At 72.0% G+C, this 26,476-nt stretch carries 27 protein-coding genes; 24 read left to right on the plus strand and 3 right to left on the minus strand.

Going from position 1 to position 26,476, the window contains the following annotated elements:
* Positions 1 to 278: 278 nt before the first annotated feature.
* From ABZY31_RS02675 to ABZY31_RS02700, 6 genes are all read left to right on the plus strand, one after another.
* A complete protein-coding gene (locus ABZY31_RS02675) occupies positions 279 to 1,889 on the plus strand; it encodes an ABC transporter ATP-binding protein (protein WP_356404411.1) in 1,611 nt (536 codons plus the stop codon).
* Positions 1,886 to 3,001, plus strand: a complete 1,116-nt coding sequence (locus ABZY31_RS02680; protein WP_356404050.1) for an ABC transporter permease — start codon at positions 1,886 to 1,888, stop codon at positions 2,999 to 3,001. The genes ABZY31_RS02675 and ABZY31_RS02680 overlap by 4 nt, the downstream gene beginning before the upstream one ends.
* Positions 2,998 to 4,263 (plus strand): ABC transporter permease, encoded by a 1,266-nt coding sequence (locus tag ABZY31_RS02685; RefSeq protein ID WP_356404052.1) that lies wholly within the window; start codon positions 2,998 to 3,000, stop codon positions 4,261 to 4,263. The genes ABZY31_RS02680 and ABZY31_RS02685 overlap by 4 nt, the downstream gene beginning before the upstream one ends.
* 5 nt (positions 4,264 to 4,268) lie before the next feature.
* Positions 4,269 to 4,658 carry a cytidine deaminase gene (locus ABZY31_RS02690; RefSeq protein WP_356404413.1) on the plus strand — a complete coding sequence of 130 codons (390 nt, stop codon included), beginning with the start codon at positions 4,269 to 4,271 and terminating at the stop codon, positions 4,656 to 4,658.
* Between the two features lie 100 nt (positions 4,659 to 4,758).
* Complete coding sequence (locus ABZY31_RS02695; protein ID WP_356404054.1) at positions 4,759 to 6,036, plus strand: thymidine phosphorylase; 1,278 nt, start codon at positions 4,759 to 4,761, stop codon at positions 6,034 to 6,036.
* A gap of 67 nt (positions 6,037 to 6,103) precedes the next feature.
* On the plus strand, positions 6,104 to 6,439 hold the full coding sequence (locus tag ABZY31_RS02700) for a hypothetical protein (RefSeq protein WP_356404056.1): 336 nt from the start codon (positions 6,104 to 6,106) through the stop codon (positions 6,437 to 6,439).
* Here the strand turns inward: ABZY31_RS02700 and ABZY31_RS02705 are convergent.
* Together ABZY31_RS02705 and ABZY31_RS02710 are read right to left on the minus strand one after the other, a co-directional pair.
* Positions 6,353 to 7,330, minus strand: coding sequence for a sigma-70 family RNA polymerase sigma factor (locus ABZY31_RS02705; RefSeq protein ID WP_356404058.1), 978 nt, complete (start codon positions 7,328 to 7,330; stop codon positions 6,353 to 6,355). The genes ABZY31_RS02700 and ABZY31_RS02705 overlap by 87 nt on opposite strands.
* Positions 7,331 to 7,424: 94 nt before the next feature.
* A complete protein-coding gene (locus tag ABZY31_RS02710) occupies positions 7,425 to 8,480 on the minus strand; it encodes a ScbA/BarX family gamma-butyrolactone biosynthesis protein (RefSeq protein ID WP_356404060.1) in 1,056 nt (351 codons plus the stop codon).
* Positions 8,481 to 8,831: 351 nt separating this feature from the next.
* Here ABZY31_RS02710 and ABZY31_RS02715 point away from each other — a divergent pair, with 351 nt between their 5' ends.
* Positions 8,832 to 9,473: a ScbR family autoregulator-binding transcription factor gene (locus ABZY31_RS02715; RefSeq protein WP_356404062.1), complete on the plus strand. Its 642-nt coding sequence runs from the start codon at positions 8,832 to 8,834 to the stop codon at positions 9,471 to 9,473.
* 76 nt (positions 9,474 to 9,549) lie between these two features.
* Here the strand turns inward: ABZY31_RS02715 and ABZY31_RS02720 are convergent, their stop codons facing one another.
* Positions 9,550 to 10,248, minus strand: coding sequence for a TetR/AcrR family transcriptional regulator (locus ABZY31_RS02720; protein ID WP_356404064.1), 699 nt, complete (start codon positions 10,246 to 10,248; stop codon positions 9,550 to 9,552).
* A 158-nt stretch (positions 10,249 to 10,406) separates the two neighbouring features.
* Here ABZY31_RS02720 and ABZY31_RS02725 point away from each other — a divergent pair, with 158 nt between their 5' ends.
* From ABZY31_RS02725 to ABZY31_RS02805, 17 genes are all read left to right on the plus strand, one after another.
* A complete protein-coding gene (locus tag ABZY31_RS02725) occupies positions 10,407 to 11,288 on the plus strand; it encodes a helix-turn-helix transcriptional regulator (protein ID WP_356404066.1) in 882 nt (293 codons plus the stop codon).
* A 26-nt stretch (positions 11,289 to 11,314) separates the two neighbouring features.
* Entirely contained in the window at positions 11,315 to 12,172 is an 858-nt protein-coding gene (locus ABZY31_RS02730) for an MBL fold metallo-hydrolase (protein ID WP_356404068.1), read from the plus strand.
* A 178-nt stretch (positions 12,173 to 12,350) separates the two neighbouring features.
* The gene (locus ABZY31_RS02735; protein WP_356404070.1) at positions 12,351 to 12,998 is read left to right on the plus strand and encodes an AAA family ATPase; all 648 of its coding nucleotides are present in this window, start codon (positions 12,351 to 12,353) and stop codon (positions 12,996 to 12,998) included.
* Positions 12,999 to 13,072: 74 nt separating this feature from the next.
* On the plus strand, positions 13,073 to 13,867 hold the full coding sequence (locus ABZY31_RS02740) for an AAA family ATPase (protein ID WP_356404072.1): 795 nt from the start codon (positions 13,073 to 13,075) through the stop codon (positions 13,865 to 13,867).
* Positions 13,868 to 14,042: 175 nt separating this feature from the next.
* Positions 14,043 to 14,795: an HAD family hydrolase gene (locus tag ABZY31_RS02745; RefSeq protein WP_356404074.1), complete on the plus strand. Its 753-nt coding sequence runs from the start codon at positions 14,043 to 14,045 to the stop codon at positions 14,793 to 14,795.
* On the plus strand, positions 14,792 to 16,141 hold the full coding sequence (locus tag ABZY31_RS02750) for a long-chain fatty acid--CoA ligase (RefSeq protein ID WP_356404076.1): 1,350 nt from the start codon (positions 14,792 to 14,794) through the stop codon (positions 16,139 to 16,141). Before ABZY31_RS02745 ends, ABZY31_RS02750 begins: the two co-directional genes overlap by 4 nt.
* Positions 16,138 to 16,914, plus strand: coding sequence for an SDR family oxidoreductase (locus ABZY31_RS02755; RefSeq protein ID WP_356404078.1), 777 nt, complete (start codon positions 16,138 to 16,140; stop codon positions 16,912 to 16,914). Before ABZY31_RS02750 ends, ABZY31_RS02755 begins: the two co-directional genes overlap by 4 nt.
* Positions 16,908 to 17,192, plus strand: a complete 285-nt coding sequence (locus tag ABZY31_RS02760; protein WP_351050372.1) for an acyl carrier protein — start codon at positions 16,908 to 16,910, stop codon at positions 17,190 to 17,192. Before ABZY31_RS02755 ends, ABZY31_RS02760 begins: the two co-directional genes overlap by 7 nt.
* A 1-nt stretch (position 17,193) precedes the next feature.
* Entirely contained in the window at positions 17,194 to 18,264 is a 1,071-nt protein-coding gene (locus ABZY31_RS02765; RefSeq protein WP_356404080.1) for an AvrD family protein, read from the plus strand.
* 196 nt (positions 18,265 to 18,460) lie between these two features.
* Positions 18,461 to 19,201 carry an AAA family ATPase gene (locus ABZY31_RS02770; protein WP_356404082.1) on the plus strand — a complete coding sequence of 247 codons (741 nt, stop codon included), beginning with the start codon at positions 18,461 to 18,463 and terminating at the stop codon, positions 19,199 to 19,201.
* Positions 19,198 to 20,736, plus strand: coding sequence for an MFS transporter (locus ABZY31_RS02775; protein WP_356404084.1), 1,539 nt, complete (start codon positions 19,198 to 19,200; stop codon positions 20,734 to 20,736). The genes ABZY31_RS02770 and ABZY31_RS02775 overlap by 4 nt, the downstream gene beginning before the upstream one ends.
* Before the next feature lies 1 nt (position 20,737).
* Positions 20,738 to 21,184 (plus strand): ester cyclase, encoded by a 447-nt coding sequence (locus ABZY31_RS02780; protein ID WP_356404086.1) that lies wholly within the window; start codon positions 20,738 to 20,740, stop codon positions 21,182 to 21,184.
* A complete protein-coding gene (locus ABZY31_RS02785; protein ID WP_356404088.1) occupies positions 21,181 to 22,080 on the plus strand; it encodes an FAD binding domain-containing protein in 900 nt (299 codons plus the stop codon). Before ABZY31_RS02780 ends, ABZY31_RS02785 begins: the two co-directional genes overlap by 4 nt.
* Positions 22,077 to 22,652: a (2Fe-2S)-binding protein gene (locus ABZY31_RS02790; RefSeq protein WP_356404089.1), complete on the plus strand. Its 576-nt coding sequence runs from the start codon at positions 22,077 to 22,079 to the stop codon at positions 22,650 to 22,652. Before ABZY31_RS02785 ends, ABZY31_RS02790 begins: the two co-directional genes overlap by 4 nt.
* The gene (locus ABZY31_RS02795) at positions 22,649 to 24,997 is read left to right on the plus strand and encodes a xanthine dehydrogenase family protein molybdopterin-binding subunit (protein ID WP_356404091.1); all 2,349 of its coding nucleotides are present in this window, start codon (positions 22,649 to 22,651) and stop codon (positions 24,995 to 24,997) included. Before ABZY31_RS02790 ends, ABZY31_RS02795 begins: the two co-directional genes overlap by 4 nt.
* Entirely contained in the window at positions 24,994 to 25,395 is a 402-nt protein-coding gene (locus ABZY31_RS02800; RefSeq protein WP_356404092.1) for an acyl carrier protein, read from the plus strand. Before ABZY31_RS02795 ends, ABZY31_RS02800 begins: the two co-directional genes overlap by 4 nt.
* On the plus strand, positions 25,392 to 26,162 hold the full coding sequence (locus ABZY31_RS02805) for a 4'-phosphopantetheinyl transferase superfamily protein (RefSeq protein ID WP_356404094.1): 771 nt from the start codon (positions 25,392 to 25,394) through the stop codon (positions 26,160 to 26,162). Before ABZY31_RS02800 ends, ABZY31_RS02805 begins: the two co-directional genes overlap by 4 nt.
* Positions 26,163 to 26,476: the final 314 nt, after the last annotated feature.

Genomic DNA, 26,476 nt, shown 5'->3' on the forward strand with positions numbered 1-26,476 from the left:
CGTCCGGGCCCGCAAGGGCCCGGCCGACGGGTCGGCACGGTCTCCGGGGTCCGGGCAGCGGTCTCTACCGCCTCCCGGGCCCCGAGCCGTCTCCTTCGGTTCCTGATCGCTTTTTCTGGCCACTTGGCCGCAAGTTTTCACTTCCGACAGAGCTACGCGCGTAGAGGCATCGTGGACGCGATACCGTCCTTCTCCCTCCCACCCGCCCGGCCGATCTCCGCCCCTTTTCCCCCGCCGTCTCGGCTTTCCAGCTCCTTCCGCGCCAAGGAGAGTGCGTCATCAACGCGTCCAGCCCCCCGCTCGCCGTAGAACTGAACGGCATTACCAAGCGCTTCCCCGGAGTCGTCGCCAACAAGGACATCGCGATCACCGTCCGCAAGGGCACGGTCCACGCCCTGATCGGTGAGAACGGCGCCGGCAAGTCGACGCTGATGAAGATCCTCTACGGCATGCAGAAGCCGGACGAGGGCACCATCGCCATCGACGGCGAGCAGGTCCACTTCTCCAGCCCCGGCGACGCCATCGCCCGCGGCATCGGCATGGTGCACCAGCACTTCATGCTCGCCGACAACCTCACCGTGCTGGAGAACGTGGTTCTCGGCGGCGAGAAGCTCTACGGCATCGGCGGCAAGGCCCGCAAGAAGATCAAGGAGATCTCCGACGCGTACGGCCTGGGCGTGCGCCCGGACGCCCTCGTCGAGGACCTCGGGGTCGCCGACCGGCAGCGCGTGGAGATCCTCAAGGTCCTCTACCGGGGCGCCAAGATCCTCATCCTCGACGAGCCGACCGCCGTGCTCGTCCCGCAGGAAGTGGACGCGCTCTTCGACAACCTGCGCGAGCTCAAGGCCGAGGGCCTGACCGTCATCTTCATCTCGCACAAGCTGGGCGAGGTGCTGAAGGTCGCCGACGACATCACCGTCATCCGGCGCGGCACGACGGTCGGCACCGCCGACCCGCACGACCCGAAGACGACGACCAAGCTGCTCGCCGAGCTGATGGTCGGCTCCGAGCTGCCCTCGCCGGAGACCCGCGAGTCGACGGTGACGACGACGCCGATGCTCCAGGTGTCGGACCTCCAGCTGTCGGCCACCGACCCGGACGGCGTCGTGCGCGAGGTGCTCGCGGGCATCAACTTCACCATCCACAAGGGTGAGGTGCTCGGCATCGCGGGCGTCGAGGGCAACGGCCAGACGGAACTCATCGAAGCCCTGATGGGCATGAGCATCCCCGACGGCGGCACCGTCACGCTGGACGGCCACGACATCTCCACCGCCCCGACGCGCAAGCGCCGCGAAGGCGGGATCGGCTACATCCCCGAGGACCGCCACCGGCACGGCCTGCTGCTGGAATCCCCGCTGTGGGAGAACCGCATCCTGGGCCACGTCACCGAAGCGCCCAACTCCAAGCGCGGCGTCCTCGACCCGAAGGCCGTCCGCAAGGACACCGAGCGGATCGTGCGCGAGTACGACGTCCGCACGCCCGGCATCGACGTCACCGCGTCCTCGCTCTCCGGCGGCAACCAGCAGAAGCTGATCGTCGGCCGCGAGATGAGCCACAACCCGAAGTTCCTGATCGCCGCCCACCCCACGCGCGGCGTGGACGTCGGCGCGCAGGCCCAGATCTGGGACACGATCCGCGAGGCCCGCCGCGAGGGCCTCGCCGTGCTGCTGATCTCGGCCGACCTGGACGAGCTGATCGGCCTGTCCGACACCCTGCGCGTGATCTACCGCGGCCGTCTGGTCGCGGACGCGGACCCGGCGACCGTCACCCCGGAGGAACTCGGCACCGCCATGACGGGCGCCGCCACCGGGCACCTGGAAGCACCCGACAACCACTCCGACGCCGGTACCGACGCTGGTACCGCCTCCCCGGAGGACGAGGCCCGATGAAGAAACTCGACAAGGACCGGCTGCTCCTCGGCTTCGCCGGGCCCGCACTCGCGCTGGTCGCCGCCTTCGTGCTGACCGTGGTGGTGCTGGCGGCGACGGGCGTGGACCCGATCGACCCGCTGCGCATCATGGTGGAGAACGCCGGTTACGAGGACGTGCAGATCCTCATCCTGAACCAGGCGGGCACCTTCTACCTGGCGGCGCTGGCGGTGGCCATCGGCTTCCGGATGAACCTGTTCAACATCGGCGTCGACGGGCAGTACCGCCTCGCCGCGATGATCTCCGCCGTGGCGGGCACCGCGGTGAGCCTGCCCGGGCCGCTGCACATCCTGTTCATCGTGGTGATCGCCATGCTGACCGGTGCCTTCTGGGCCGGTATCGCGGGTGTCCTGAAGGCCAAGCGGGGGGTGAGCGAGGTCGTCTCGACGATCATGCTCAACGCCATCGCGACCAGCCTCATCGCGTGGCTGATCCTGCCGAAGAACCTCGGCGTCCAGCCCGTCGGCTCGAACGACCTGACGACCGGTGACATCGCCGAGTCCGGGTGGTTCCCGTCGGTGACCGTCGGCGACGGGCTGGAGATCTACGGGTTCACCTTCGTGGCCTTCGCCCTCGGCGTCGTCTACTGGTTCGTGCTCAACCGCACCCGCTTCGGCTTCGACCTGCGCGCCACCGGCGCCAGCGAGTCCGCCGCGCAGGCCTCCGGTGTGGACGCCAAGAAGATGATCATCACCTCGATGCTGATCTCCGGCGCGGTCGCGGGCCTGTCCGGCATGCCGCAGCTGCTGGGCGAGACCCACACGTACAACCTGTCCTTCCCGGTCGGCGTCGGATTCACCGGCATCACCATCGCGCTGCTGGGCCGCAACAGCCCGGTCGGCATCCTCTTCGCCTCCTTCCTGATGGCCTTCATCGACAAGGCCTCGGCCGGTCTCGACACGGCCGGGTACGCGAAGGAGATCGGCACGATCATGAAGGGCCTGATCGTGATCGCCGTCGTCGTCTCCTACGAACTCGTCCGCCGCTACGGCATCCGCCGCCAGCAGCAGAAGGTCGGCGAGGAGCTGGCCGCGGGTCACGCCATCACGACCGAGAAGGAGGTCGCGGCGTGAGCACCAGCACCGTTTCCGCGACGAGCGCGGCCCCCAAGAAGCAGGCCGGCCGCAAGAAGCTCACCCTGCCCTGGATCATGCTGATCATCGCGGGCGGCCTCGCGCTGGTCTCGCTGGTCCGCGTGATCAGCGGGGCCCAGGACCTGACCTCTGTCGGCCAGGTCTCCGGCGCCCTCTCCCTCGCCGTGCCGATCGGCCTCGCCGGTCTCGGCGGCCTGTGGGCCGAGCGCGCGGGCGTCGTCAACATCGGCCTCGAAGGCATGATGATCCTCGGCACCTGGTTCGGCGCCTGGGCGGGCTACCAGTGGGGCCCGTGGACCGGCGTGCTCGTCGGCATCGCGGGCGGCGCCGTCGGCGGCCTGCTGCACGCGATCATCACGGTCACCTTCAACGTGAACCACATCGTCTCCGGTGTGGCCATCAACATCCTGGCGCTCGGCTTCACCCAGTACCTGTCGAACTTCACGTTCGCGGACGCGCCCGGCGGCTCCTCCAAGCAGTCGCCGCGCGTCGAGGAGATCTACCACATCACCGTGCCGGGGCTCTCGGACTGGCTGACCACCCTCCAGGGCAAGCACTGGTTCTTCGTCTCGGACCTCGCCGGTGTCCTCGGCGGGCTCGTCACGAACCTGTCCCTGCTGACGGTTGTCGCGCTGCTGCTGATCCCGGGCACCTGGTGGGTGCTGTGGCGCACCACCTTCGGCCTGCGCCTGCGCTCCTGCGGCGAGAACCCCGTGGCCGCCGAGTCGCTCGGCGTCAACGTGTACAAGTACAAGTACATCGCCGTGATCGTCTCCGGCGCCCTCGCGGGCCTCGGCGGCGTGTTCCTCTCCGAGGTCGCCAGCCCGATCTACCAGGAGGGCCAGACCGGCGGCCGCGGTTACATCGGTCTCGCCGCGATGATCTTCGGCAACTGGATGCCGGGCGGCATGGCGCTGGGTGCGGGCCTCTTCGGCTTCACCGACAGCCTCAAGCTGCGCGGCGGCGCCGAGAACGTGCACGCGATGCTGCTGCTGATCGCGATCCTGCTCGTCCTGGCCGTCGCCTGGCAGCTGTACAAGCGGAAGTACGTCGCCGCGGTCGTCTCCGCGGTCTGCTCCGCGGGCCTGTTCGTCTGGTACGCGACCACCGACGCGGTGCCGAGCCAGTTCGTGGACGCGGCCCCGTACCTGACCACCCTGCTGGTGCTCGCGCTCTCCGCGCAGCGCCTGCGGATGCCCAAGGCGGACGGCATGCCCTACCGCAAGGGGCAGGGCAAGTGACGACCGTGACCGGCCCCGACTGGGAGGCCCTGCGGGAGGCCGCGCGGGACGCCATGTCCCGGGCGTACGCCCCCTACTCCGGCTTCCCGGTCGGCGTCGCCGCGCTGGTCGACGACGGCCGCACCATCACGGGGTGCAACGTCGAGAACGCCAGCTACGGGCTCGGCCTGTGCGCCGAGTGCGGGCTCGTCTCCGCCCTCCAGGCCACCGGCGGCGGCCGCCTGACGCACTTCACCTGCGTCGACGGCAAGGGCGAGATCCTGGTCCCGTGCGGGCGCTGCCGCCAGCTCCTCTACGAGTTCGGCGGCCCCGAACTCCAGGTGGAGACGCCCGAGGGCGTCCTGCCGCTGGCGGCCATGCTGCCGCAGGCCTTCGGGCCCGACCACCTGAGATAGCCGTGCGGACGGCCCTTCGCCCCTGGGGGCGGAGGGCCGTCCTACTTCCCCCCGTCTTTTGTCTCCCCCAACTCTCTATGCGCGTAGAAGGAAGTCATCCATGGACGTCATCTCCGTCATCCGGACCAAGCGTGACCGCGGCGAGCTGAGCCCCGAGCAGATCGACTGGGTCATCGACGCGTACACGCGCGGTGTCGTCGCCGACGAGCAGATGTCGGCGCTGGCGATGGCCATCCTGCTCAACGGCATGAACCGGGCCGAGATCGCCCGCTGGACCGCCGCGATGATCGCGAGCGGCGAGCGGATGAACTTCGACTCGCTCTCCCGCCCCACCGCCGACAAGCACTCCACCGGCGGCGTCGGCGACAAGATCACCCTGCCGCTGGCCCCGCTCGTCGCCGCCTGCGGTGCGGCCGTGCCGCAGCTCTCCGGGCGCGGCCTCGGCCACACCGGCGGCACCCTGGACAAGCTGGAGTCCATCCCCGGCTGGCGCGCGCTGCTCTCCAACGAGGAGATGCTGCACGTCCTGGACACCACCGGTGCGGTGATCTGTGCGGCGGGCGACGGGCTGGCCCCGGCGGACAAGAAGCTGTACGCGCTGCGCGACGTCACCGGCACGGTCGAGGCCATCCCGCTGATCGCCTCCTCGATCATGTCGAAGAAGATCGCCGAGGGCACGGGCTCGCTCGTGCTCGACGTGAAGGTCGGCTCCGGCGCCTTCATGAAGAACATCGAGGACGCGCGCGAGCTGGCCTCGACCATGGTCGGTCTCGGCACCGACCACGGGGTGAAGACCGTCGCGCTGCTGACCGACATGTCCACCCCGCTCGGCCTGACCGCGGGCAACGCGCTGGAGATCCGCGAGTCGGTCGAGGTGCTGGCCGGCGGCGGCCCCGCCGACGTGGTCGAGCTGACCCTCGCCCTGGCCCGCGAGATGCTGGCCGCGGCGGGCATCCGGGACGCGGACCCGGCGAAGGCCCTCGCCGACGGTTCGGCCATGGACGTGTGGCGCCGGATGATCGCGGCGCAGGGCGGCGACCCGGACGCGGCCCTTCCGGTGGCCCGCGAGCACCACGTGATCAACGCCCCCGCCTCGGGCGTCCTGACCCGCATGGACGCCTACGCGGTCGGTGTGGGCGCCTGGCGCCTGGGCGCGGGCCGTGCGCGCAAGGAGGACCCGGTGCAGGCGGGCGCGGGCATCGAGCTGCACGCGAAGCCGGGTGACGCCGTGGTGGCGGGCCAGCCGCTGATGACGCTGCACACCGACACCCCGGAGAAGTTCGAGTACGCCGTCGCTGCCCTGGACGGCTGCTTCGACGTCGCCCCGGCCGGTACGTCCTTCACGGCGTCCCCGATCGTGCTGGACCGCATCGCGTAACGCGCCGCGCGCACGCGTGCCCCCGCCCCCGCCGATGAGTTTCGGCGGGGGCGGGGGTCTGTGATGCGTGGAGACGAAACGGTTCGTGGTGCCCGGGCCCGGGATGTCGGCCGCGCAGACGGGGGAGGCGGCCGCCCGGCTGCGCGGCGGTGCCGCGGTGGTGTGGGACGTCGGCGCCGTCACCGAGCCCGGCCTGGGGGCCGTGGACGCCCTCGCCCGGCTCGCGCTGGCCGCCCGGCGGGGCGGGGGAGTCCTGACGGTCACGGGGGCCGGAGCGGGGCTGCTGGCCCTGCTCCGGCTCACCGGGCTGGCCGGGCTAGTCGAGGTGCCCGGGGAGGTCGAAGAGCGGGAACCAGCGGGCGGTGTCGAGGAAGGCGTTGAGGCCGGTGATCCGGCCCCCTGAGATCTCCAGGACCTGGAGGGCCCACGGGGTGTGCCCCCGGCCGTCGGCCGCCGGGCGGTACTGGCCGAAGGCGGGCATGCCGTTCGCCGTGGTCGGGACCAGGCGCGAGCCGCGGCAGCCGATGCCCTGGTTCAGGTGCCAGGCGGCGATGTCCTCGTGCCCCTGGAGCCACAGGTCGAACGGCGGCATCGACAGCACCGCGTCCTCGTGCAGCAGGGTGGTCAGCCGCTCGATGTCGTACGCCTCGAAGGCGGCGAGGTAGCGCTCCAGCAGCTCGGCCTGGCCGGCGTCCAGCGGGTCCGCCGCGTCGCTCGCGCGGATCCTGCTGCCGGCCAGGGTGGCCCGGGCGCGCTGGAGGGCGCTGTTCACCGAGGCCACCGTCGTGTCCAGCAGGGTGGCGACCTCGTCCGCCTTCCAGGCCAGTACCTCGCGCAGGATCAGGACCGCGCGCTGCTTGGCCGGCAGGTGCTGGAGCGCCGCGACAAAGGCGAGCCGGACGGACTCCTTGGCCAGGGCCAGCTCGGCCGGGTCGGCGCTCTGCGGGAGCACCCGGGCGTCCGGCACCGGCTCCAGCCAGGTCACTTCGGGGCGCTCGCTCAGGACGGCGGAGGCCTGGTGCTGCGGGGCCGTGAGGTCCATCGGGCGGGCCCGCTTCTTCCCCGCGGCCAGCAGGTCCAGGCAGACGTTGGTGGCGATGCGGTACAGCCACGACCGCAGCGAGGAGCGGCCTTCGAACTTCTCGAAGCTGCGCCAGGCGCGGATGTACGTGTCCTGCACCGCGTCCTCGGCGTCGAAGGCCGAGCCGAGCATCCGGTAGCAGTAGCCGGTCAGCTCGGTGCGGTGCAGGTCCATCGCCGCGTCCAGATCCGGCGTGGTGGCGAGGTCACTCATGATCGTCGAACCCCCTGGTAGATCCCGATACTTGGGAAGCTACCCGAGGGGTCCGACAACGGCACCGCGGGAGCCGGCGGACGCGGGCGCCGCCCTACGCGGAGACGGCCGGCCGGTCCGTCGGGTGGACGGCCCGGCGGAGGGGTGAGTGGGTCACCGCGGGCCCGGCGGCGGGGCGCCGCGCGGGCAGCGGGGTCGTGCTGACCCGGGCCGTGAAGAGTTCCTGGCCCTCCTGGTGGAGGGAGACGCGGACCCGGCCGGTGCCCTGTTCCGGTTCGGCTTCGACCCAGCAGGGGGAGTCGAGCTCCGCGAAGCGGGTGAAGCGGGTGTCCATGGCCGCGGCCATGGCCCGGGCGGGCCCGGCGACGACGTGCGCGGCCTGGCGGGCGGCCTCCAGCATGAGCGCGCCGGGGACGTGGTCGACGGGGTGGTCGAAGAGCACGGGGTGGTCGGTGTCCACGCGCAGTTGCCAGCGGTGCGGGGAGGTGGTGGCGGCGAGGACGACGTTCTCCCGCGCGGCGTGGCCCACCAGCTTGGGCGAGATCGGCAGCGGCACCGGGACGCAGGCGGCCAGGGCGGTGTCCACATCGGCGTAACCGGCCCGCAGTCTGCGGTAGACGGCGGGCGCGTGGCTGCTGAACCGGGTCTGCGCGCTGCCGAGCCAGACGCCGTCGCGCCGTGCCTCGACGTGCAGGGAGAGCGCGCCGAGCTTGCCGCGCCGCTGGACGACGTCGTGGCAGTTCACGTACAGGGTGACCTCGGCGGGACGCAGCCTGGCCTGGAGGGCGTCGGCGCCGGGGGCTATGGCGTAGCGGAAGTGCTCCCAGATGAGGTGGTGCCCGAAGGGGACGGTGTAGGCGGCGTGCGAGAGCAGCGGGAAGATCTGGCGCACGGTCTCGGCGAACAGGAGCGGGTCGTGCAGGCCGTTCTGGGAACGGTAGAAGCTGTGGGCGCGCGGCCACTGGGCGGTGATGGTGAAAGAGTCCTGGTCGTCCCGGTGCCAGCCGGTGAGCAGCACCTCGGACAGGGCGGCCTTGTGGACGTACTCGCGGGGGACCGTGGTGGTGACGGTGGCCGGGGGATCGGCCGGCCCTCCGAAGGGGAGCTGCGGGATGGCGCCGGACTGATAGCGGGCGTACTCGAACTCCATGGTGAATCCCCCTGAGATGGCCGTGCGAGAACCGGTGTGGAGCAGGCGTGGTGCAGATGCGTCGCGGGAGGCGGGGCAGGTGCGTGGCGGTACCGGAGCAGGGCTGGCCTGGTCTCCCCGCCGGATGAGGTCCGGGGTGGCCAGCTCGAATTAAACTAGAGAGTGCTCGTTTTGTTTGTCGAGCGGGTAGGGGTGGAAAGTCGAGAGTGGCTTGAACTGGCCGCCGGAGGATGCGTTCATCGGGAGTGGAGGCCTCACCCAGCCCCCCGGCCCGCTGACATAACATAGAGGGCGTTCGTTTTTTTGCGAGGGGTGCTCGCACCATCCGACCCAGGCGCAAGTGGAGTGACCGTGTCGCAGGCCAGGCAAGCCCGAGCCATCCGCACCCGAGAGAAGATCCTCCGGGCCGCCGCCGAAGTGTTCGACGAGCACGGTTTCTCCGGCGCGAGCATGAACAAGATCGTGCGCACGGCGGACACCACCATGGGCGCGATGTACTTCCACTTCGCCTCCAAGGAGGAGATCGCGAAGGCGGTGATGGCCGAGCAGGCGACCGACCTGTCCTTCACCGACGGTGAGGACGGCCTCCAGCGGCTGATCTACATCAACCTCGAAGTCGCCCACCAGATGCGCACCAACGTGCTGTTCCGGGCCGGTGTGCGGCTCGCGGTGGAGCAGGGCGAGTTCGGCATGCGCGACGCAGCCCCGTACCGGCTGTGGATCGACCTCTTCCGCGGGCAGCTCGAAGCGGCCCGCGGGCGGGGGGAGCTGCTGCCCGGCGTCGACATCGAGGACTTCGCCGAGATCCTCGTCGGGGCGTACACCGGAACGCAGTTGATGTCGAACATCACCACGGGCAGGGAGAACCTCATAGGGCGCATCAGCGCGCTCTGGGGCTACCTGCTCCCGTCCATCGCGGCCCCCGGGGTGATCGCCGGGCTGGACCTGACGGGTGCCGCGCGGGCCGGCGGGCAGGGCGCGGCCGCGCTCTGATCGGGCCTCCGGTCCGGGGGGCCGGCCGCTCGGGGCGGCCGGAGCCGGTGCGGGACCCGTCCATCGATAGGCGTTTTCAGGCCACCGAGGGGTCCTTGGCGGGTGCCGAAGGGTCCGCGGCCCTGCCGTCGGATCCGGAGGAAACGGATGTACGGGAGATGCCGGACCACAGGACCTCCCACACTTCGGCCAGGCGACCCCGCGCGCTCCAGCCACTGCCCGCGGCGGACTCGTACTGCCGCTGGACGGACACCTCCAGATTGGAGACGAGGCAGGCGACGAGCACCCCGACGATCTCGGGGTCCGCGCCCGCCCGCTGCTCCAGTTCGCCGCCGCGGTAGGCCCGCGTCAGCAGGGAGCGCACGGCGGGAGTCCACGCGTCGTACCAGTCGGCGGTCACCGGCAGCTCGCGCGAGAGCCGGGCGGCGGCCCGGACGACCGGCTGCTTCTCCAGCAGCCGGGCGAGCGTCTGTGTCACCTCGGTGAGCGCCTCCAGGGCGGATCCGCCGGGGCCGGTGGACTCCGCGACCTCGTCGACCGCGTCGGCGGTCAGGTCGTGACCGCGTTCGCACACCGCCTCGGCCAGGTCGTTCTTCGCCGGGAAGTGGAAGGTCAGGGCGCCGATGGTGGCCATCGCCGACCTGCTGATCCGGGTGAGCGAGGTGCCCGCGTACCCCCTGCGGGCGAATTCCTCCCCTGCCGCCTCGATGAGGAGGTTGCGGGTCCGGCCCGCCCTCTCCTGCTTCGTACCCGCACGTTCGTGGTGTGTCGTCATGGCTGGCCCCTCGGTGGTCGGTGGTCGGCGTCGTTCCGGCCCCCCGGCCGTGCGCTGCGTAAGTAGCATCCCAGAAAAACAAAGCGAGTACTCTCTATGGTGTAGAAAAAAGAGCGAGCGTTCTCTACGCTTGCTGGGGAGTGAGGAGGAGATGCACGATGACTCGTAACGCACCGCGGCTCGTGGACCCGAAACTCGCCGAACTGGGCAACTTCCTCGCCGAGCGCCGGGCCGAGGTCACCCCCCAGCAGGTCGGACTCCCCGGTGGAGCGGCCCGCCGGGTGCCCGGACTGCGCCGCGAGGAGGTCGCGATGCTCGCCGGCATCGGGGCCTCCTGGTACGCCTGGATCGAACAGGGCCGCGCCAAGAACGTCTCCCCGGAGATCCTCGGCGCCATCGCCCGGGTGCTCCGCTTCGACGAGGCCCAGCGCCTCTACGCCATGCGGCTGGCCGGGTACGCGGCCGCCGGACGCCCCCAGCGCTGCGCCGACGACGACCTGCCGCTGCTGCTCCAGGTCGTCGACGGCTTCCTCCCCAGCCCCGCCTACGTCCTGGACCACTGCTGGGACGTCACCGCGGCCAACGCCACCGCCACCCGGCTGCTCGGCCTCGGCGGCGGGCGCTCCAACTACCTGCGCACGCTCTTCCTCGACCCCGCCGCCCGCGAACGCTTCCCCGACTGGGACCAGGAGGCGGCCGCGGCCGTCGCCGCCTTCCGCGCCCAGGGCGGCGAACTGCTCGCCGACGCCCGCCTCGGCGCGCTGGTGCGCGAACTCACCGAGAACAGCCCGGTGTTCGCGGCGCTCTGGGCCCGCCACCGGGTCGCCGACCGGGCCGACGGCGCCCAGCGGCTGCGCCATCCCGACCTGGGCGAGCTGGAGTTCACCAAGGTCTCCCTGTGCGTGAACGGCCGGGCCGGCCTCCAGCTGATCCTGCTCAGCCCGCAGTACGGCACCGCCGAGTTAACCGAGCAATGGGCCGCTTCCGGGCGGTCCGACGCGCTGACCCGCCCGCTGGGCGGCCAGGGCGTCATCGTCTGAGCATCCGAGAAGAGGGCCGACCCGCCATGACGACCGCCACCCGGTGGAACACGCCGGCCACCGCGCCCCGCACCCTGCGCTTCGGTGAGCACACCGTCACCTGGCTGCCCGACGGGTACGTCCAGCTCGACCCGCGGCGCTGGCTCCCCGGCACCACCGAGGAGGACTGGACCGGCGAGAACGCCGGACTCCTCGATCCCGAAGGCTTCCTGGCGGCCTCCATCGGCGCCCTCCTCATCCGCCACGGTGACCGCGCGATGCTCGTCGACGCGGGCTTCGGCCCCCGCGACGTCCCCGCCGCGGACACCCGCCCCGCCCTCGGCGCCCTCGTCGGCGGACAGCTCCCCGCGGCCCTCGACGCCGTCGGAGTGGACCCCGCCGCCATCGAACTGATCGCCTTCAGCCACCTGCACGGCGACCACTTCGGCTGGGCCCTGTGCCCCGGCCGCGGCCTCGTCTCCCCCTTCGTCAACGCCGTCTTCGCGGCCTCGGCCGCCGAGTGGGCCACCCTGCCCCCCTCGAAACGCGGTCCGGCCCGGATCCGGACCGTCGCGGACGGCGAGGAGATCTTCCCCGGGGTCACCGCCCGGTCCACGCCCGGCCACACCGCCGGGCACACCTCCTACGTCCTCACCTCGGGCGGGCGCCGGCTGATCGCCTTCGGCGACGTCTTCCACACCCCCGCCCAGCTCGCCCGCCCCGACTGGCGGGTGGCGGTGGACGCGCTGCCCGAGGGCGCGGTCGCGGCCCGGCGCGCGCTGCTGGCCGAGCTGGCCCGCCCCGGCACCAGCGCCTTCGCCAACCACTTCTCCGACGTCGTCTTCGGGCGGCTCGGCGAGAATGCGGGCACGCCCTGCTGGGAACCTTTGGAAGAATTTTATTAAAAAGCGTTGCGGTACTTGCAGATCCTCCGTCCCGGCTCCAGAATTCAGGGAGTCGGGGCTTTCTGTTGGGCCAGCCGGCTCCTCGGCCTGCCCCGCCTATTGGTGGTGGCAACAGGTGTCGTGCTCATAGCAGCAGGAGAGGCTGGGCAAAGGCCCGCGCTGCTGAAATCATTTATGCATGAGCCAGAGAATCGCCATTGCCGGCGCCTACGGATCTGGAAAGACCCTCCTCTCCGAGGCCCTCTCCGAAGTGACCGGACTTCCCCGCGCCGAGGGAACCGCCATGCGGGAGCCCATTGGCGGGGAGGGAAAGCACGCCTGGAGCTGGACCGAGGGCGAGCTGCTCCAGCTGACCGTGCGGCGGCACGCCGAGCGGACCCTGGACGAGGCGGCCCACCCGGGCGGCTTCATCAGTGACGGATCGATCCTCCACGACTGGGTGTACGCCAAGCTCCGCCTGATCGCGGGCCCGAACCCGGGCACCGAACAACCGCTCGGCAGCCGCTTCCGCAGCGAGGTCACCGCGGCGTACGAAGACGTCGCGGACCAGATCGGCAAGCTCGCGGTGCGGCACGCGAAGACCGCGTACGACGTGTTCTTCCACCTGCCCGTCGAATTCCCGCTGGACGAGGACAACCGCCCCGTCAACGAGATATTCCGCACGCTGTCGGACGGGCTCCTGCTGCCCGCCATAGCGGAAACCGGCATTCCCGTACACACGATCACCGGCAGCCCCGCCGAGCGGATCCGGCAGATTGTCGAGATCACCGGACTGCCGGTCGCCGTGGACATCGAAAAGGCGCTCGCGTCCGTCCAGGGGCGGTAGATCGTTCCGAAACCGGCTCCGCTCGGAAAGTAGCTCGACTCACCCAAAGTGCCACCGGAGAAAGGTCACCGAAAATGCAGCTCGAGGTCCCCAAGTGGGGCGACAAGCCCGATCTCAAACTGGCGATATCCGGTACCTACTCGACCGGGAAGTCGACCACCACGGAAGCCCTCGCCATCGCGACGGGCATCCCGCGGACGCACGCCAAGACCTCGCGTGAGCTGCTCGTCGACCTCGTCCCCGGCAAGACGGTGATGGAGCTCAACGCCATGGAGCTGGTCAAGCTGGGCCTGCGCCGTTACGAGGAGCGCCTCGTCAACGAAGCCGGGACCGGCGCGTTCATATCCGACGGCGGCGTCTTCCACGAGTGGGTCTACTTCGAGGCCCGGATGCGGGTCGGCATCAACCCCGGCATGCCGTGGTGGTTCCAGGGCGTCAAGAAGACCCTGGGCGTGGTGTCGAAGGGCTTCTACCAGAAGTACACGAACACCCTCGGCGAGATACAGAAGGACCGCGCCAAGCGGTCCTACGACGCCTTCGTCCACCTGCCCGTCGAGTTCGACATGGACCGCGACGGCCACCGCCCGGTCTCCGAGAAGTTCCGCCGGCTCTCCGACGAGCTGCTCCTGGGCGCGCTGGAGGAGACGAAGATCCCCTACCGGATCGTGGGCGGGCCGATCCCGCAGCGGATCGAGAAGATCGTCGAGATCTTCGAACTGCCCCTGGTCGTCCCCATCAAGGAGGCGATCGAGGAGGCGGAGCGCCGCGTGGCCGCCGATGCCTCGGACCTCCAGCGCAACCTCGCGTTCATGGCGTCCAGGCGGCAGAAGTCCTTCGGCCGCCGGCTCGCCTACGCGCTGCGTTACTGACCGCCCCCGAGCGCGTCCGGCGCACCCACCCCCGCTGCGCCCGACGCTCCGCGCGCGCCCCCCTCCCCCCACTTCCCCCGTGGGGGAGGGGGTCGCCCGCAGCACCACCCGAGAAAAGGAAGACACGCACCGAGCCCCACGCACCGCACCATCCGGCCGGAAGGGGAGAGACGCAGTGAACGGCTACCGCACCGCATTCTTCGACGTGGACGGCACTCTGACGACCGCCCCGAGCATGTTCCGCTTCCTGCGCCACTACCTCGCCGCGCTGGGCAGCCCGCCGCACGAGTACACCAGCCGACGCCGGGAACTCAAGGCGATGAACCAGGTCGGCTGCCCCCGCGCGGTCACCAACCGCGCCTACTTCGCGCACCTCGAGGGCGCCTTCGCCTCCGAGGTCTCCTTCCACGCCGAGGACTGGTTCCGCGACGAACTGCGCTCCGGCGCCTTCTTCCACGAACACGGTGTCGCCGCCCTGCGGCGCCACCAGGACGACGGCACCCGGATCGTCCTGGTCTCCGGCTCCTTCCCCGCCGTCCTCGACCCGATCGCCGAGCACCTCGGCGCCGACGAGGTCTGGTGCACCGAGCCCGACATCGCCTGGGGCCGGTACACGGGCCGGCTCACCCGGCCCCCCATGCTCGCCGGCGCGAAGGCCGAGGTGGTCCGGGCCGTCGCCGCCCGCCACCGCACGGACCCGGCCGAGTGCATCGCGTACGGAGACCACGTCTCCGACCTGCCGATGCTCCGGGCCGTCGGGTCCGCGGTGGTCGTCGGTGGCGACAAGGTGCTGCGCACCCACGCACGTATCCACGGGTGGTCCCTGCTGCCCGCAGCGCCGGTTCCGCCGGCGCTGGACCTGCCGCTGTGGCACAGCGACCGGCACACGGCCGCTCACGACGAGGTGAAAGAGGTGGAAAGCGTATGACGTCATGGTTCTTCGACCGGATGCGGAACTTCGGTGAGGCCGATGCCATCGTCTTCAACGGTGTGAGTTACAGCTACGCCCAACTGGCCAGGCTGACCGGCGAATGGGAGAGATTCCTCGACCGGGGCGGCGTCCACGCCGGCCAGGTCGTCGCCCTCGAAGGCGTCAGCAGCGTGGAGGCCTGTGCGGGCCTGCTCGCCCTGATCGAGCGCGGCGCGATCATCGTCCCGATGACCCCGCTGCCGCCCGCCAAGCGCGCGGAGTTCCACGAGGTCGCCGAGGTGGAGACGGTCATCACGATCGACTCCCAGCAGTGGCGCCGCAGCATCGAGATCACCGGCCGGGCCTCCGAGCACGAGCTGTACGACCAGCTCCGCACGGACGGCGTCCCCGGCCTGGTCCTCTTCAGCTCCGGCACCACCGGCCGCAGCAAGGCCAGCGTCCTCGACTTCTCCAAGGTCCTGTCCAAGTACGGCCCGCCGACCCGGCCCCGGCGCACCCTCGGGTTCCTCAACCTGGACCACATCGGCGGCATCAACACCCTGCTGCACACCCTGAGCCAGGGCGGCGCGCTCGTCACCATCGACGAGCGGACCCCGGACAAGGTCTGCGCGGCCATCGAGTCCAACGCCATCCAGATCCTGCCCACCACCCCGACCTTCCTCAACATGCTGCTCATCTCGCGGGCGTACGAGCGGCACGACCTCTCCTCGCTCCAACTGGTCAGCTACGGCACCGAGCCCATGCCGGAGGGCACCTTGACCCGGCTGGCCCAGGCCCTGCCGGAGACCCGCCTCAAGCAGACCTACGGGCTCTCCGAACTGGGCATCATGCCCACCAAGTCCCGTGATGACGGCAGCCTGTGGGTCAAGCTCGGCGGCGAGGGGTTCTCTTACCGCATCGAGGACGGGATCCTGTGGATCCGCTCCGACATGGCGATGCTCGGCTACCTGAACGCGCCGGCGCCCTTCGACGACAACGGCTTCTTCAACACGCAGGACGCGGTGGAGACGGACGGGGACTACGTCCGGATCCTGGGGCGCAAGTCCGAACTCATCAACGTCGCCGGGGAGAAGGTCTACCCCAGCGAGGTCGAGAACGTCCTGCTGGAGCTGGACTACGTCGCCGACGCCGTCGTCTCGGGCCGCCCCAGCCACGTCACCGGCCAGGTGGTCAAGGCCGTCGTCCGGCTCACCGCGCCGGTCGACGACGAGCGGGCCACCTCGCGCCGGATCCGCGAGTACTGCGCGCAGCGGCTGGAGGCCTTCAAGGTCCCCGTGGTGGTCGAGGTGACCACGGCGGACACGCACTCCGACCGGTTCAAGAAGATCCGGAGCGCCGTGTGAGCACGCAGCAGGCGCAGGCCCCGGGGGCGCCCGTCCCCGACGAGCCCGGGGACGGGCGGGTCGCGGTCGTCAGCGGGGGCAGCCGCGGCCTCGGCCGGGCGCTGGCCGAGCGGCTGCTCGCCGCCGGGTGGCGGGTCGCCACCTTCAGCCGCAAGCCGAACGAGTTCACCGAGGAGAAGGCCGAGGCCCTGCCGGACACCTTCTTCTGGCAGTCGGTGGACCTGCACGAGGCGGCGCAGGTCCGGCAGTTCACCAAGGCGGTCCAAGGCCGCTTCGGCCGGGTCGACCTGCTGGTCAACAACGCGGGAGTGCTCCACCAGGAGCTGTTCCTGACGGTGGCGCCCCAGCGGATCGAAGACCTGCTGGCCGCGAACCTGACCGCCCCCGTGCACCTCACCCAGGCGTGCGCCCGGCTGATGATGCGCGGCGGCGGATCCATCGTGAACATCTCCTCCATCAACGCCATCCGCGGCTACCGCGGAGTCGCCGTCTACGCGGCGGCCAAGGCGGGACTGGAGGGCTTCGGCCGGGCGCTGGCCCGGGAACTGGGGCCCGTGGGCATCAGGGTCAACACCGTGACCCCCGGGTTCTTCGACAGCGAGCTGACCTCGGACGTCACCGAGCGGAACCGGGAAAAGATCCAGCACCGGACTCCGCTGGGCCGGCTCGGCAGCGCGGAGGAGATCGCCGACGCGGTCCTCTACCTCGCCTCTTCACACGCACGTTTCATCACCGGTCAGTCATTGGTCATCGACGGAGGAATCACATGCTGAACGAGCAGAACATCCAGCAGATCATCGAGCGCGAGATCCAGTCCGTGGTCCTCAGCTCGGAGGAGGACGAGGTATCGCTGGACGACGAGCTGCTCAAGTCCGGGGTGAACTCGCTGATGCTCGCCCAGCTGCTGATCCAGCTGGAGACCGAGCTGGGCGTGGACCCGTTCGCCGCGGACCTCTCCATCACGGAGATACGGACGCTGCGCGAGCTGGTCGGCGCGTACGAGGCGGCCCTCGAGCGTGCGGCCACGGCCGGTGCGACGGCGGGTGCGTGACGTGTCCGCCGTAACCGAGGCCACCACCACCCCGCAGAAGCTGTTCCTGAAGTCGGTCGACGATTACCTCGGACCCGGCGAGGGCCGGTTCTTCTCGCGCGGCTACCAGCGGGCCGAGTACCTGGTCCGGGACGTCGTCGCCACCCCGGTCACCACCGAACGCCCGGGCATCCGGGCCACCGTGGACGTCAGCTACCCGGCGGACTGGTCCCGCAAGAAGAACGGCACGGACCTGCGCCCCCACCTCAGCACGGTGGACGCGCTGGTCCTGGGCGTGCAGCTCGCCGAGCTGCACCTGGTCCACGCCTACGGACTGACGGGCGACGCCCGCGGCACCATGCGGCTGCGCAAGGTGGTCCTGCGGGCGGGCGGCGCTCCGCAGGAGGACCTGCTGCGCATCCCGGCCTCTTCCCGCCTGGTGCGCACCGACGACGTCCCCGGGGTCCCGGGGCGCCGGCTGTCCGTCCACGACGGAGCGGTCGGCGAGCTGCGGGTGCGCTGCGAGATCGAGCACGACGAGGGCGTACGGGCCGAGGACGAAGGCGTCTTCGGCAGCCTGGACGAGGTCCTCGGCGAGGGCGCGCGGCGCTTCTACGGCGACGGCTTCAAGCGCCGGCGCCACGTCATCCGTGACGTCGTGGTCGACATGGAGGAGCTGGCCGCCACGGCCGGGGTGCACTTCGTCCCGGGCCCGGCCGAGCGCGCGGACGGACCCGGCGCGCTGGGGGTCGACGCGGCCACCGAACCGTCGGTGTCGCTCGTGGACGCCTTCGTGGTCAACCTCCAGCTGGTCCAGGTGCTGATGTACGAACTGGACCGGGTCGACCGCGCCTCCAGCAACACCCTCTGGATGATGCAGACCGTGCTCACCGCGGCGGACACGGCCCTGCCGCTGCCCGTCCGCGGGGACGAGGCGCAGGCCGCATCCGCGCGGCTGACCGCGAAGCGGGTCCTGCCGCTGCGCGGCGGGGTCTGGCGCAGCGTGGACATCGAGGCGAGCCTCGGCGGAGTGGGTGTGCGGGCCTCGTTCGCACACGAACTCCCGCCGGAGGCCGCGGCCTCGGCCGGCTGACCGGGCCCGCGGGCGGCTGACCGGTCCCCTCGGCCGGTCGGCCGCCCCGCCCCCGGGCGCGGCGGGTCCGCCGTCCAGGACCCCCGCGCCCCCTCGTCCCGGACGGGGCCGGACCGCCCGTGGCGGATCCGGCCCCGCCCGGGGGGCCGTCCCACGGCCCACCACCATCGAACCGAACACCACTAAGGAGACACCGATGCGGCTGTCCGTGTCCGGTACCTATTCCGCGGGGAAGACCTCCACGGCCACTGCCCTCGCCTCCTACACAGGTCTCGGCTTCGCCCCCGCCCGGGCCATCCGCGAGATACTCCCCGACGCGGTGCCCGGCAAGGCGCTCGCCGACGTGACGCCCGCCGAGTACCTCCAGCTCGCCGTGCGCCGGCACGTCGGCCGGGTGCAGAACGAGGCACGCCTCGGAGTGGGGGGCGCCGGCTTCGTGTCCGACGGCTCCTCGCTCCAGGAGTGGATCTACGCGGCCGCCCGGGTCCGCTTCGGGATGGATCCCGCGGCCCCCGCGGCCACCGCGCCGGCCACCGCGGCGATGGGCTTCTTCGCCGAGGCGGTCGACCAGATCGGTCACGCGATGCGCCAGCACGTCAAGGAGACCTACGACGGCTTCGTGCACCTGCGGGCCGCACCCGGGGCCGTCAAGCCCGGCGGGCACCGCCGGATGCACCCCGAGTTCCGCGCGTTCTGCGACGACATGCTGCTCCAGGCCCTGGTGGACCTCGACGTGACCTACCACGTCGTCGAGGGCCCGCGCCCGGAGCGGCTGGAGAAGATCGCCGACCTGTTCGGCCTGCCCGTCGTACGGTCCGCCGACGAGGCGATCGAGCTGGCGACGCGCGAGTACGAATCCATCGACTGGCGGCTGGAGGGCGAGCGCACGCAGAGCGCCGCCTCGCTCGTCGCCGCTGCTGCCGGAGGCACCAAGTGACCACCGAAACCACCCCCTACGCACGGCGCTGGCTGATGCTGCCCGTCGTCCTGGCCGCCCTCTTCATGGCCCAGTTCGACCTGTACGTCGTCAACGTCGCCGCCCCCACCCTCCAGCGGCAACTGGGCGCGGGCCCGGTCGCCCTCGAACTCATCGTCGCCGGTTACGCCTTCACCTACGCCAGCGGCCTGATCACCGGCGGCCGGCTCGGCGACCTCTTCGGCTCCCGCGTGATGTTCCTCGGCGGGGCCCTGGCCTTCACCCTCGCCTCGCTGCTCTGCGGGATCGCCCAGAGCCCCGACCAGCTCGTCGTCGCCCGGCTGCTCCAGGGCGTGACCGGCGCGGCCATGGTGCCGCAGGTGCTCGCGCTGATCACCGGAGTGTTCAGCCCGGCCGAACGGCCGCGCGCGCTCGCCTGGTTCGGCTTCACCGTCGGCGTCGGCGCGGTCGCCGGGCAGGTGCTCGGCGGCATGCTGCTCCAGGCCGGTTCCTCCGGTCTCGGCTGGCGCGCGATCTTCCTGGTCAACGTGCCCGCCGGCCTGCTGACCTTCGCGCTGGCCCACCGGCTGGTGCCCAAGCGGGCCGCCTCGTCCGCGGCGCGCGGCACCCTCGACCCCGTCGGCGCCATCGGCATCCCGGCCGGCCTCGCGCTGGCGCTCGTCCCCATGATGCTCGGCGCGGCCAAGGGCTGGCCGCTGTGGACCTGGCTGTGCCTGGCCGCCTCGGTGCCCGTCCTCGCCGCCACCCTCGGCTGGGAGCGGAAGCTGGCCCGCCAGGGCCGTCGCCCGCTGCTCGACCTCTCGCTCTTCCGGATCCGCTCCTTCCACCGCGGTCTGGTGGTCAGCGGGGCGGTGTTCGGGGCGTTCTTCAGCTTCATGTTCGCGCTGACCCTGGTCCTGCAGTCCGGTCTCGGCCTGAGCCCGCTGGCCGCCGGATTCTCCTTCGCCCCGCTCGGCCTGGCCTTCGCCGGGGCGTCCATGGCGGCGCGCCGGATCCCGCCGGCGCGGGCCGCCCGTACGGTCCTCGGCGGCACGCTCGTCGCGGCGACCGGACTGATCGTCCTGCTCGCCGAGGTGGCCTGGGCCCCCGACGACATCAGCGCCCTGCGGCTGCTGCCGCCGATGATCCTCATCGGCCTCGGCAACGGGCTCGCGGTACCCGCCCTGACCGGCGCGGTGCTCACCGGAGTCGGCCCCGGCCAGGCCGGATCCGCCGCCGGAGTGCTCACCACCGCCCAGCAGTTCGCCAGCGCCGCCGGTGTGGCCCTGCTCGGCTCCGTCTTCTTCTCGGTCCTCGGTTCCGGTGAGGGCCCCGGCGCCTACGCGATCGCCCTGCGCTGGGTCGCGGGGATCGGTCTGGTCCTGGTGCTGATCGCGGCCGCCGCGAGCCGGGCCCTGCTCCGGCCGGAGGCCGACGCCACGGCCAAAGAGGTCCCGGCCGCAAAGGCTCCGGCCGAAGGGACCCCGGTCAAAGGGAACGCGGCCGAAGGCGTAGCGGAGAAGAACCCGTCCAAGAAGATCCTGGGAAAGGTGTGACATGCAGGGGACGGCCCTGACTGCGGAGGAGCGCAAGGCGAAGGCCGCGCTGCTCTTCGAACGGATCATCACGCACAACGAGCTGCACCTCGCCGACGACCTCTTCCACGAGGACTTCAGCTGGCCGCAGTTCGGCCTGCACGGCCCGGAGGGCGTCCGCACCTGGGTGCGGGCCTTCCGGACCTCCTTCCCCGACATGGTGGACACCGTCGTCGAGCAGTGGGCCGACGGGGACACGGTGATCTCCCGGGTGGAGTGCACCGCCACCCAGCTCGGCGCCTTCCGCGGCCTGCCGCCCAGCGGACGCAAGGCCACCTTCGGGGCGCTGGGTATCGACCGGTTCCGCGACGACAAGATCATCGAGCGGTCGGCGCACTTCGACCTCGCCGACCTGATGCGCAAGTACGGGCACACGGAACTCCAGGTCCCGCCGCAGGACAAGCCGTGAGGCCCGCCCCGTTCGACTACGTCCGTCCCGCGAGCGCGGCGGAGGCCGTGTGGGCCCTGGCCGGGGCCCACACGGCCGGCCGGGAGGCCCGGGTGCTCGCGGGCGGCCAGTCGCTGGTCCCGCTGCTGAACCGGCGGGCCGTGCGGCCCGACCTGATCGTCGACCTCGGCCGGGTGCCCGCGCTCAGCGGGATCCAGACCGGCCGGCGCGGCGTCCGGATCGGGGCCCTCACCCCGCACGCGACGGTGGAGCGCAGCACCGACGCCGGGCTGCACCGGCGGCTGCCGGTGCTGCCCGAGGCGGCCGCCCTGATCGGGCAGCTGCCGGTGCGGGTGCGCGGCACGGTCGGGGGGAGCCTCGCGCACGCCGATCCGGGCGCCGAGTGGTGCCTGCTGGCGGTGCTGCTGAGCGCCGAACTGACCCTGCTGGGGCCGGACGGCGGACGGGTGGTGGCCGCCGACGCGTTCCTGCGCGGGCGGCACCGCACCGCGCTGCGGCCGGGGGAGATCCTGGTCGAGGTGCGGTTCCCGGTGGCCGAGCCGGCCGCCGCGCTGATCGAGTACGCCGCCCAGCCCGGCCGGATCCCGGAGGTGGCCGCCGCCGCGGCCCTGGTCCTGGACGCCGACGGGCGGATCGCCTCCGCCCGGCTCGCCCTGGCCGGTCCGCTGGAGCGCCCGACGCGGATCCCGGCCGCCGAAGCCCTCCTGATCGGGATCCGTCCCGGCCAGGAGAGCTTCGCGGTGGCCGCCGCCCAGGCGGTACGGATCACCGGGACCAGCGGTGACCTGGGCACCCTGGCCGCCGTACTGATGCGCCGGGCGCTCGCCGAATCCGCCGCACGGGCCGCCGTACTGGCGCCGGTGCGCCGCGAAAGAATGGAGCTGGTGCCGGTATGACCTCCTTCACCCCGGCCTCCGCCACCGCCGCCCGCGCCGTCCCCGTGAAGCTGACCGTGAACGGTGAGCCGCACTCCCTGGACGTCGAGGCGCGGCGCAGTCTGGCCGACGTACTGCGCCGCGAACTGCGGCTCACCGGCACCACGGTGGGCTGCGAGACCGGGGTGTGCGGCTCCTGCACGGTGCTGCTGGACGACGAGCCGGTCCGGGCCTGCGCGATGCTGGCCGCGCAGGCCGACGGCGGCCGCGTCGAGACCGTCGAGTCCCTCGCCCCGGAGGGCGGTGAACTGGGGCCGCTGCAAAGCGCGTTCCGCGACAACTTCGCCCTCCAGTGCGGGTTCTGCACCCCCGGTTTCCTGATGCTCGCCACCGGGCTGCTGCGCCGCGAGCCCGACCCGGACCGGGCCGCGGTCCGGGCCTGCGTCTCGGCGAACCTGTGCCGCTGCACGGGCTACCAGCCGATCGTGGACGCGGTGTCGGCGGCCGCGGCGGTCGCTTCCGCGTCCGGTTCGGCGGCCGCGTCCGATTCCGCCGACGCTGCGGCCGGGGCTTCCACCGGGGAGGGATCATGAGCACCGGCGTCGTCGGCCGCTCCGTACCCCGTCTGGAGGACGACCGGCTGCTGCGCGGCCGCGGCCGCTTCCACGACGACGTGGCGCGCCCCGGTCAGCTGTGGATGCGCGTCGTACGGTCCCCCCTGGCCCATGCCCGGATCCTCGGCGTGGACACCGCGCGGGCCGCCGCGCTGCCCGGGGTGGCGGCCGTGATCACCGCCGACGACCTGCCGCCGGGCCTGCGCATCCCGGTCCGCCAGCCGCACCCGGGGATCGACTTCACCGCCTACCTCCAGCCGCCCCTGGCCACCGGGTACGTCCGGTACGCGGGGGAGCCGGTGGCCGTCGTCCTCGCCGAGGACCCCTACCTCGCGGAGGACGCCGCCGAGCTGGTCCGCCTGGACCTCGCTGAGCTGCCCCCGGCGATGGACGCCCGAACGACGGCGGCCGGACCCGGGCCCGTATCCCTGGCCGGGCAGCCCCCCGCGCAGGTCGGCACGGTCGACTTCGGCTACGGGGACGTGGACGCGGCCTTCGCCGCGGCCGCCCACGTGGTCAGCGCCGACCTGCGCACCGGCCGGCACAGCGGCACCCCGCTGGAGCCGCGCGGCCTGATCGCGGAGATCGACGACTCCGTCGGGCCGGAAGGGCGGCTGACCATCTGGGGCGCGGCGAAGATCCCGCACATCAACCGGCGGGTCCTGGCCTCGCTGCTCTCCTTCCCCGAACACCGCATCCACATGCGGGAGACGGACGCGGGCGGCAGCTTCGGCATCCGCGGCGAGTTCTACCCCGAGGACCTCCTCGTGCCGTTCCTGTGCCTGCGCACCGGACGCCCGGTGAAGTGGTCCGAGGACCGGGCCGAGCACATGAGCGCCGCGAACCACGCGCGCGAGCAGCAGCACCGGATCGAGCTGGCCTTCGACGCGGACGGCCTGCTGCTGGGGCTGCGGGACGAGGCCTGGCTCGACAACGGCGCGTACATCCGCACGCACGGGGCCGTCGTCGCGGCGCTGACCGCGTCGATGATCTCGGGGGCCTACCGGATCCCCGCGGCCAGCTCGCGCGTGCACATCGTCACCACCAACAAGACGCCCATCGGCACCTACCGGGCCCCGGGCCGCTTCCAGCACAACTTCGTGCGCGAGCACGCCCTCGATCTCGCCGCGACCCGACTGGGCCTGGACCCCGTCGAGCTGCGCCGCCGCAATCTGCTCACGGGCGGTGAACTCCCGCACCAGCGGCCGATGCAGGTCTTCGGTTCGCCCATGGTCCTCGACGGAAAGGACCACCTGGAGCACTTCGACAAGGCGCTGGCGAGGTTCGACTACGACCGCTGGCGGGCCGAGGCGAAGGAGGCCCGGGCCGCGGGACGGCTCGTCGGCACCGCCTGCGCGGTGATCCTGGAGAAGGCCGGGCTGGGCTACGACAGCGCGGTCGTCGACATCGGGGTGACCGGCGCCGTCCGGGTCGCGATGGGCGGTGCGACCGTCGGCCAGGGCATCGAGACGGTGATGGCGCAGATCGCCGCCGACGAGCTCGCCGTACCGGTGGCATCGGTGCGGGTCGTGCTCTCCGACACCGACGTCCTGCCCGACGGCGGCGGCACCTTCGGCAGCCGCTCCACGGTCGTGGGCGGCGAGGCCGTGCGCCGGGCCGCGGTCGCGGTCCGCGAGAAGGCGGTCCGGGTGGCCGCGGGCCTGCTCGGCGTCCCGCCGGAATCCGTGCACCTCGTCCCCGGCGGGCTGGCCTCCTCGGAAGCCGCCGGTGAGGTGGGCTGGGCCGCGCTCGCCGCCGCCGCCTTCACCCCGCGCTGGATCAGGACCGGCGAGGAGGTCGGCCTGATCGGCCGGGCGACCTATGTCGCGGAGGGGATGACGTACCCGTACGGCACCCACTTCGCGCAGGCCGAGGTCGACCCGGGGACCGGCGCGGTACGGCTGCTGCGGTACGCCATGACCTACGAGATCGGGCGCGCCGTGCACCCCGAGGCGGTGCGCGGCCAGCTGATCGGCGGCGCCGTCCAGGGCATCGGCGGCGCGCTGTCGGAGGAGTTCCGCTACGACGAGCGCGGCCGCCCGCTGTCCCTGACCCTCGACGAGTACCTGTGGCCCCGCGCCGCGGACCTCCCCGAGTTCGAGGTGGAGGTCTACGAGGACGCCCCGGCCCCGGGCAACCCGCTGGGTCTGCGCGGAGCCGGCGAGGGGGGCACCGCCGGCAGCGGGGCCGTCGTCGCGGGCGCCGTACGGGACGCCCTGGGGCTGCCCGGCGATGTCGGCGCCCTCCCGCTGCACCCCGCGAGGGTGCGCTCCCTGATGTCCCCGCACCACACGCCGCACCACGACCCGAAGGAGGAGCTGTGACAGTGAACCAAGCGGTTCTCGACTGGCTCAATACCGAACCCGACTGGGACGTCCCGAGCCAGGAGCCGGCCGGTCCGGTGTCCGACGGCCCGGTCTCGGCGGACGTGACCGCACCCTCGGCGGCCACGCTCGCATCCGCGACCCCGGCCGAGCGCGACGCGCTGATCGCCGACTACGTGCGCCGGGAGGTCGCCCGTTCCGTGGGCGTCAGCCCGGCCGCACTGGACACCGAGCGGACGCTGGTCACCGTGGGCATCGGGTCGATGCTGGGACTGGAGCTCCAGTACCGGCTGCGCTCCGCCCTCGGCGTCGCACCCGAACTGCCCGACCTGCTCATGGCCAAGGACACGCACGCGCTGGCCGCGATGGTCGTCGCGCTGCTCGGGTCCGGCGGATGACCGCGAAGCTGGCGCCGCCGGCCGGCGCTGATGTCTGGCTGCTGCGGCAGCCGAAGCCGGACGACATCACCGGCGTGCTGGAGATGACCGAACTGGACGAGAACGAACTCCAGCGGGCCCGCGCCTGCCGCCGCCAGTCGGGCGGCTACCTGTACGCGGCGGCGCACATCGCGCTGCGCCGGGTACTCGCCACGTACGTGGGGGAACCGGCCGGGTCGCTGGAGTTCGGCCGCGGTCCCTGCCCGTGCTGCGACCAGCAGCACGGGCGCCCGATCCTCCTGCGACCCGCCTCCGACCTGCACTTCTCGCTGTCGCACAGCAGCGGGATCGTGTTGATAGGGGTGGCCTCGGTACCGATCGGCGTCGACGTCGAGAAGGTGCCGACGGCCGAGACGGCCCGGGTGTGCACGGCCGCGCTGCACGCGGACGAGCGCGCCGAGCTGGCCGAGGTCCCCGAATGCGCGGGCACCTCGGCCTTCGGCCGGCTGTGGACCCGCAAGGAGGCCTACCTCAAGGGGCTCGGCACCGGCCTCGGCCGGGACCTGTCCCTGGACTACCTCGGGTGGGAGAGCGAACGCCACCCGAAGGGCTGGTCGGTGGTCGACGTACCGGCGGGCCCCCGCCACACGGCGGCGGCCGCGATCGGCTACGACGGCGCCCCGTCGGGCCCGGTGACGCTGCGCTGGCTCCCCATGGAGAGCCTGTTCAGCGGCGTCCGCGCCGACCTGGCCAACCGCGACTCGGTCCTCGCGGAGCTGGCCGCCTGACCGCGCCCCGCCCACGGGCCGCGCGCAGGAGGATCCCCCGGCCGGGGAGAACAACCGGCCGGGGGATCCTCGTCGTGGTGGCCGGGCCGTCCCTTTCGGATTCCGCCTGGTCCGCGGGCCGGGCGCGGGGGGGTTGCCGCGCGGGGTGGGGTACCGGGGTAGGACGCTTCAACCGCCTTCTGCTGAACGTCAGTTGGAGGCCGAGTCGGCGGCCGTAGAAGTGACAAAGTCGTTTCGTAGGTGCCGCGGGGTCGCAAAACATAGAGAACACTCGCTATTCTTTATTTCGCTGGCCAACCGACCCGATCGACCCG

This window comes from Streptomyces sp. NPDC006529, assembly GCF_040611795.1.
Classification (GTDB): Bacteria; Actinomycetota; Actinomycetes; order Streptomycetales; family Streptomycetaceae; genus Streptomyces.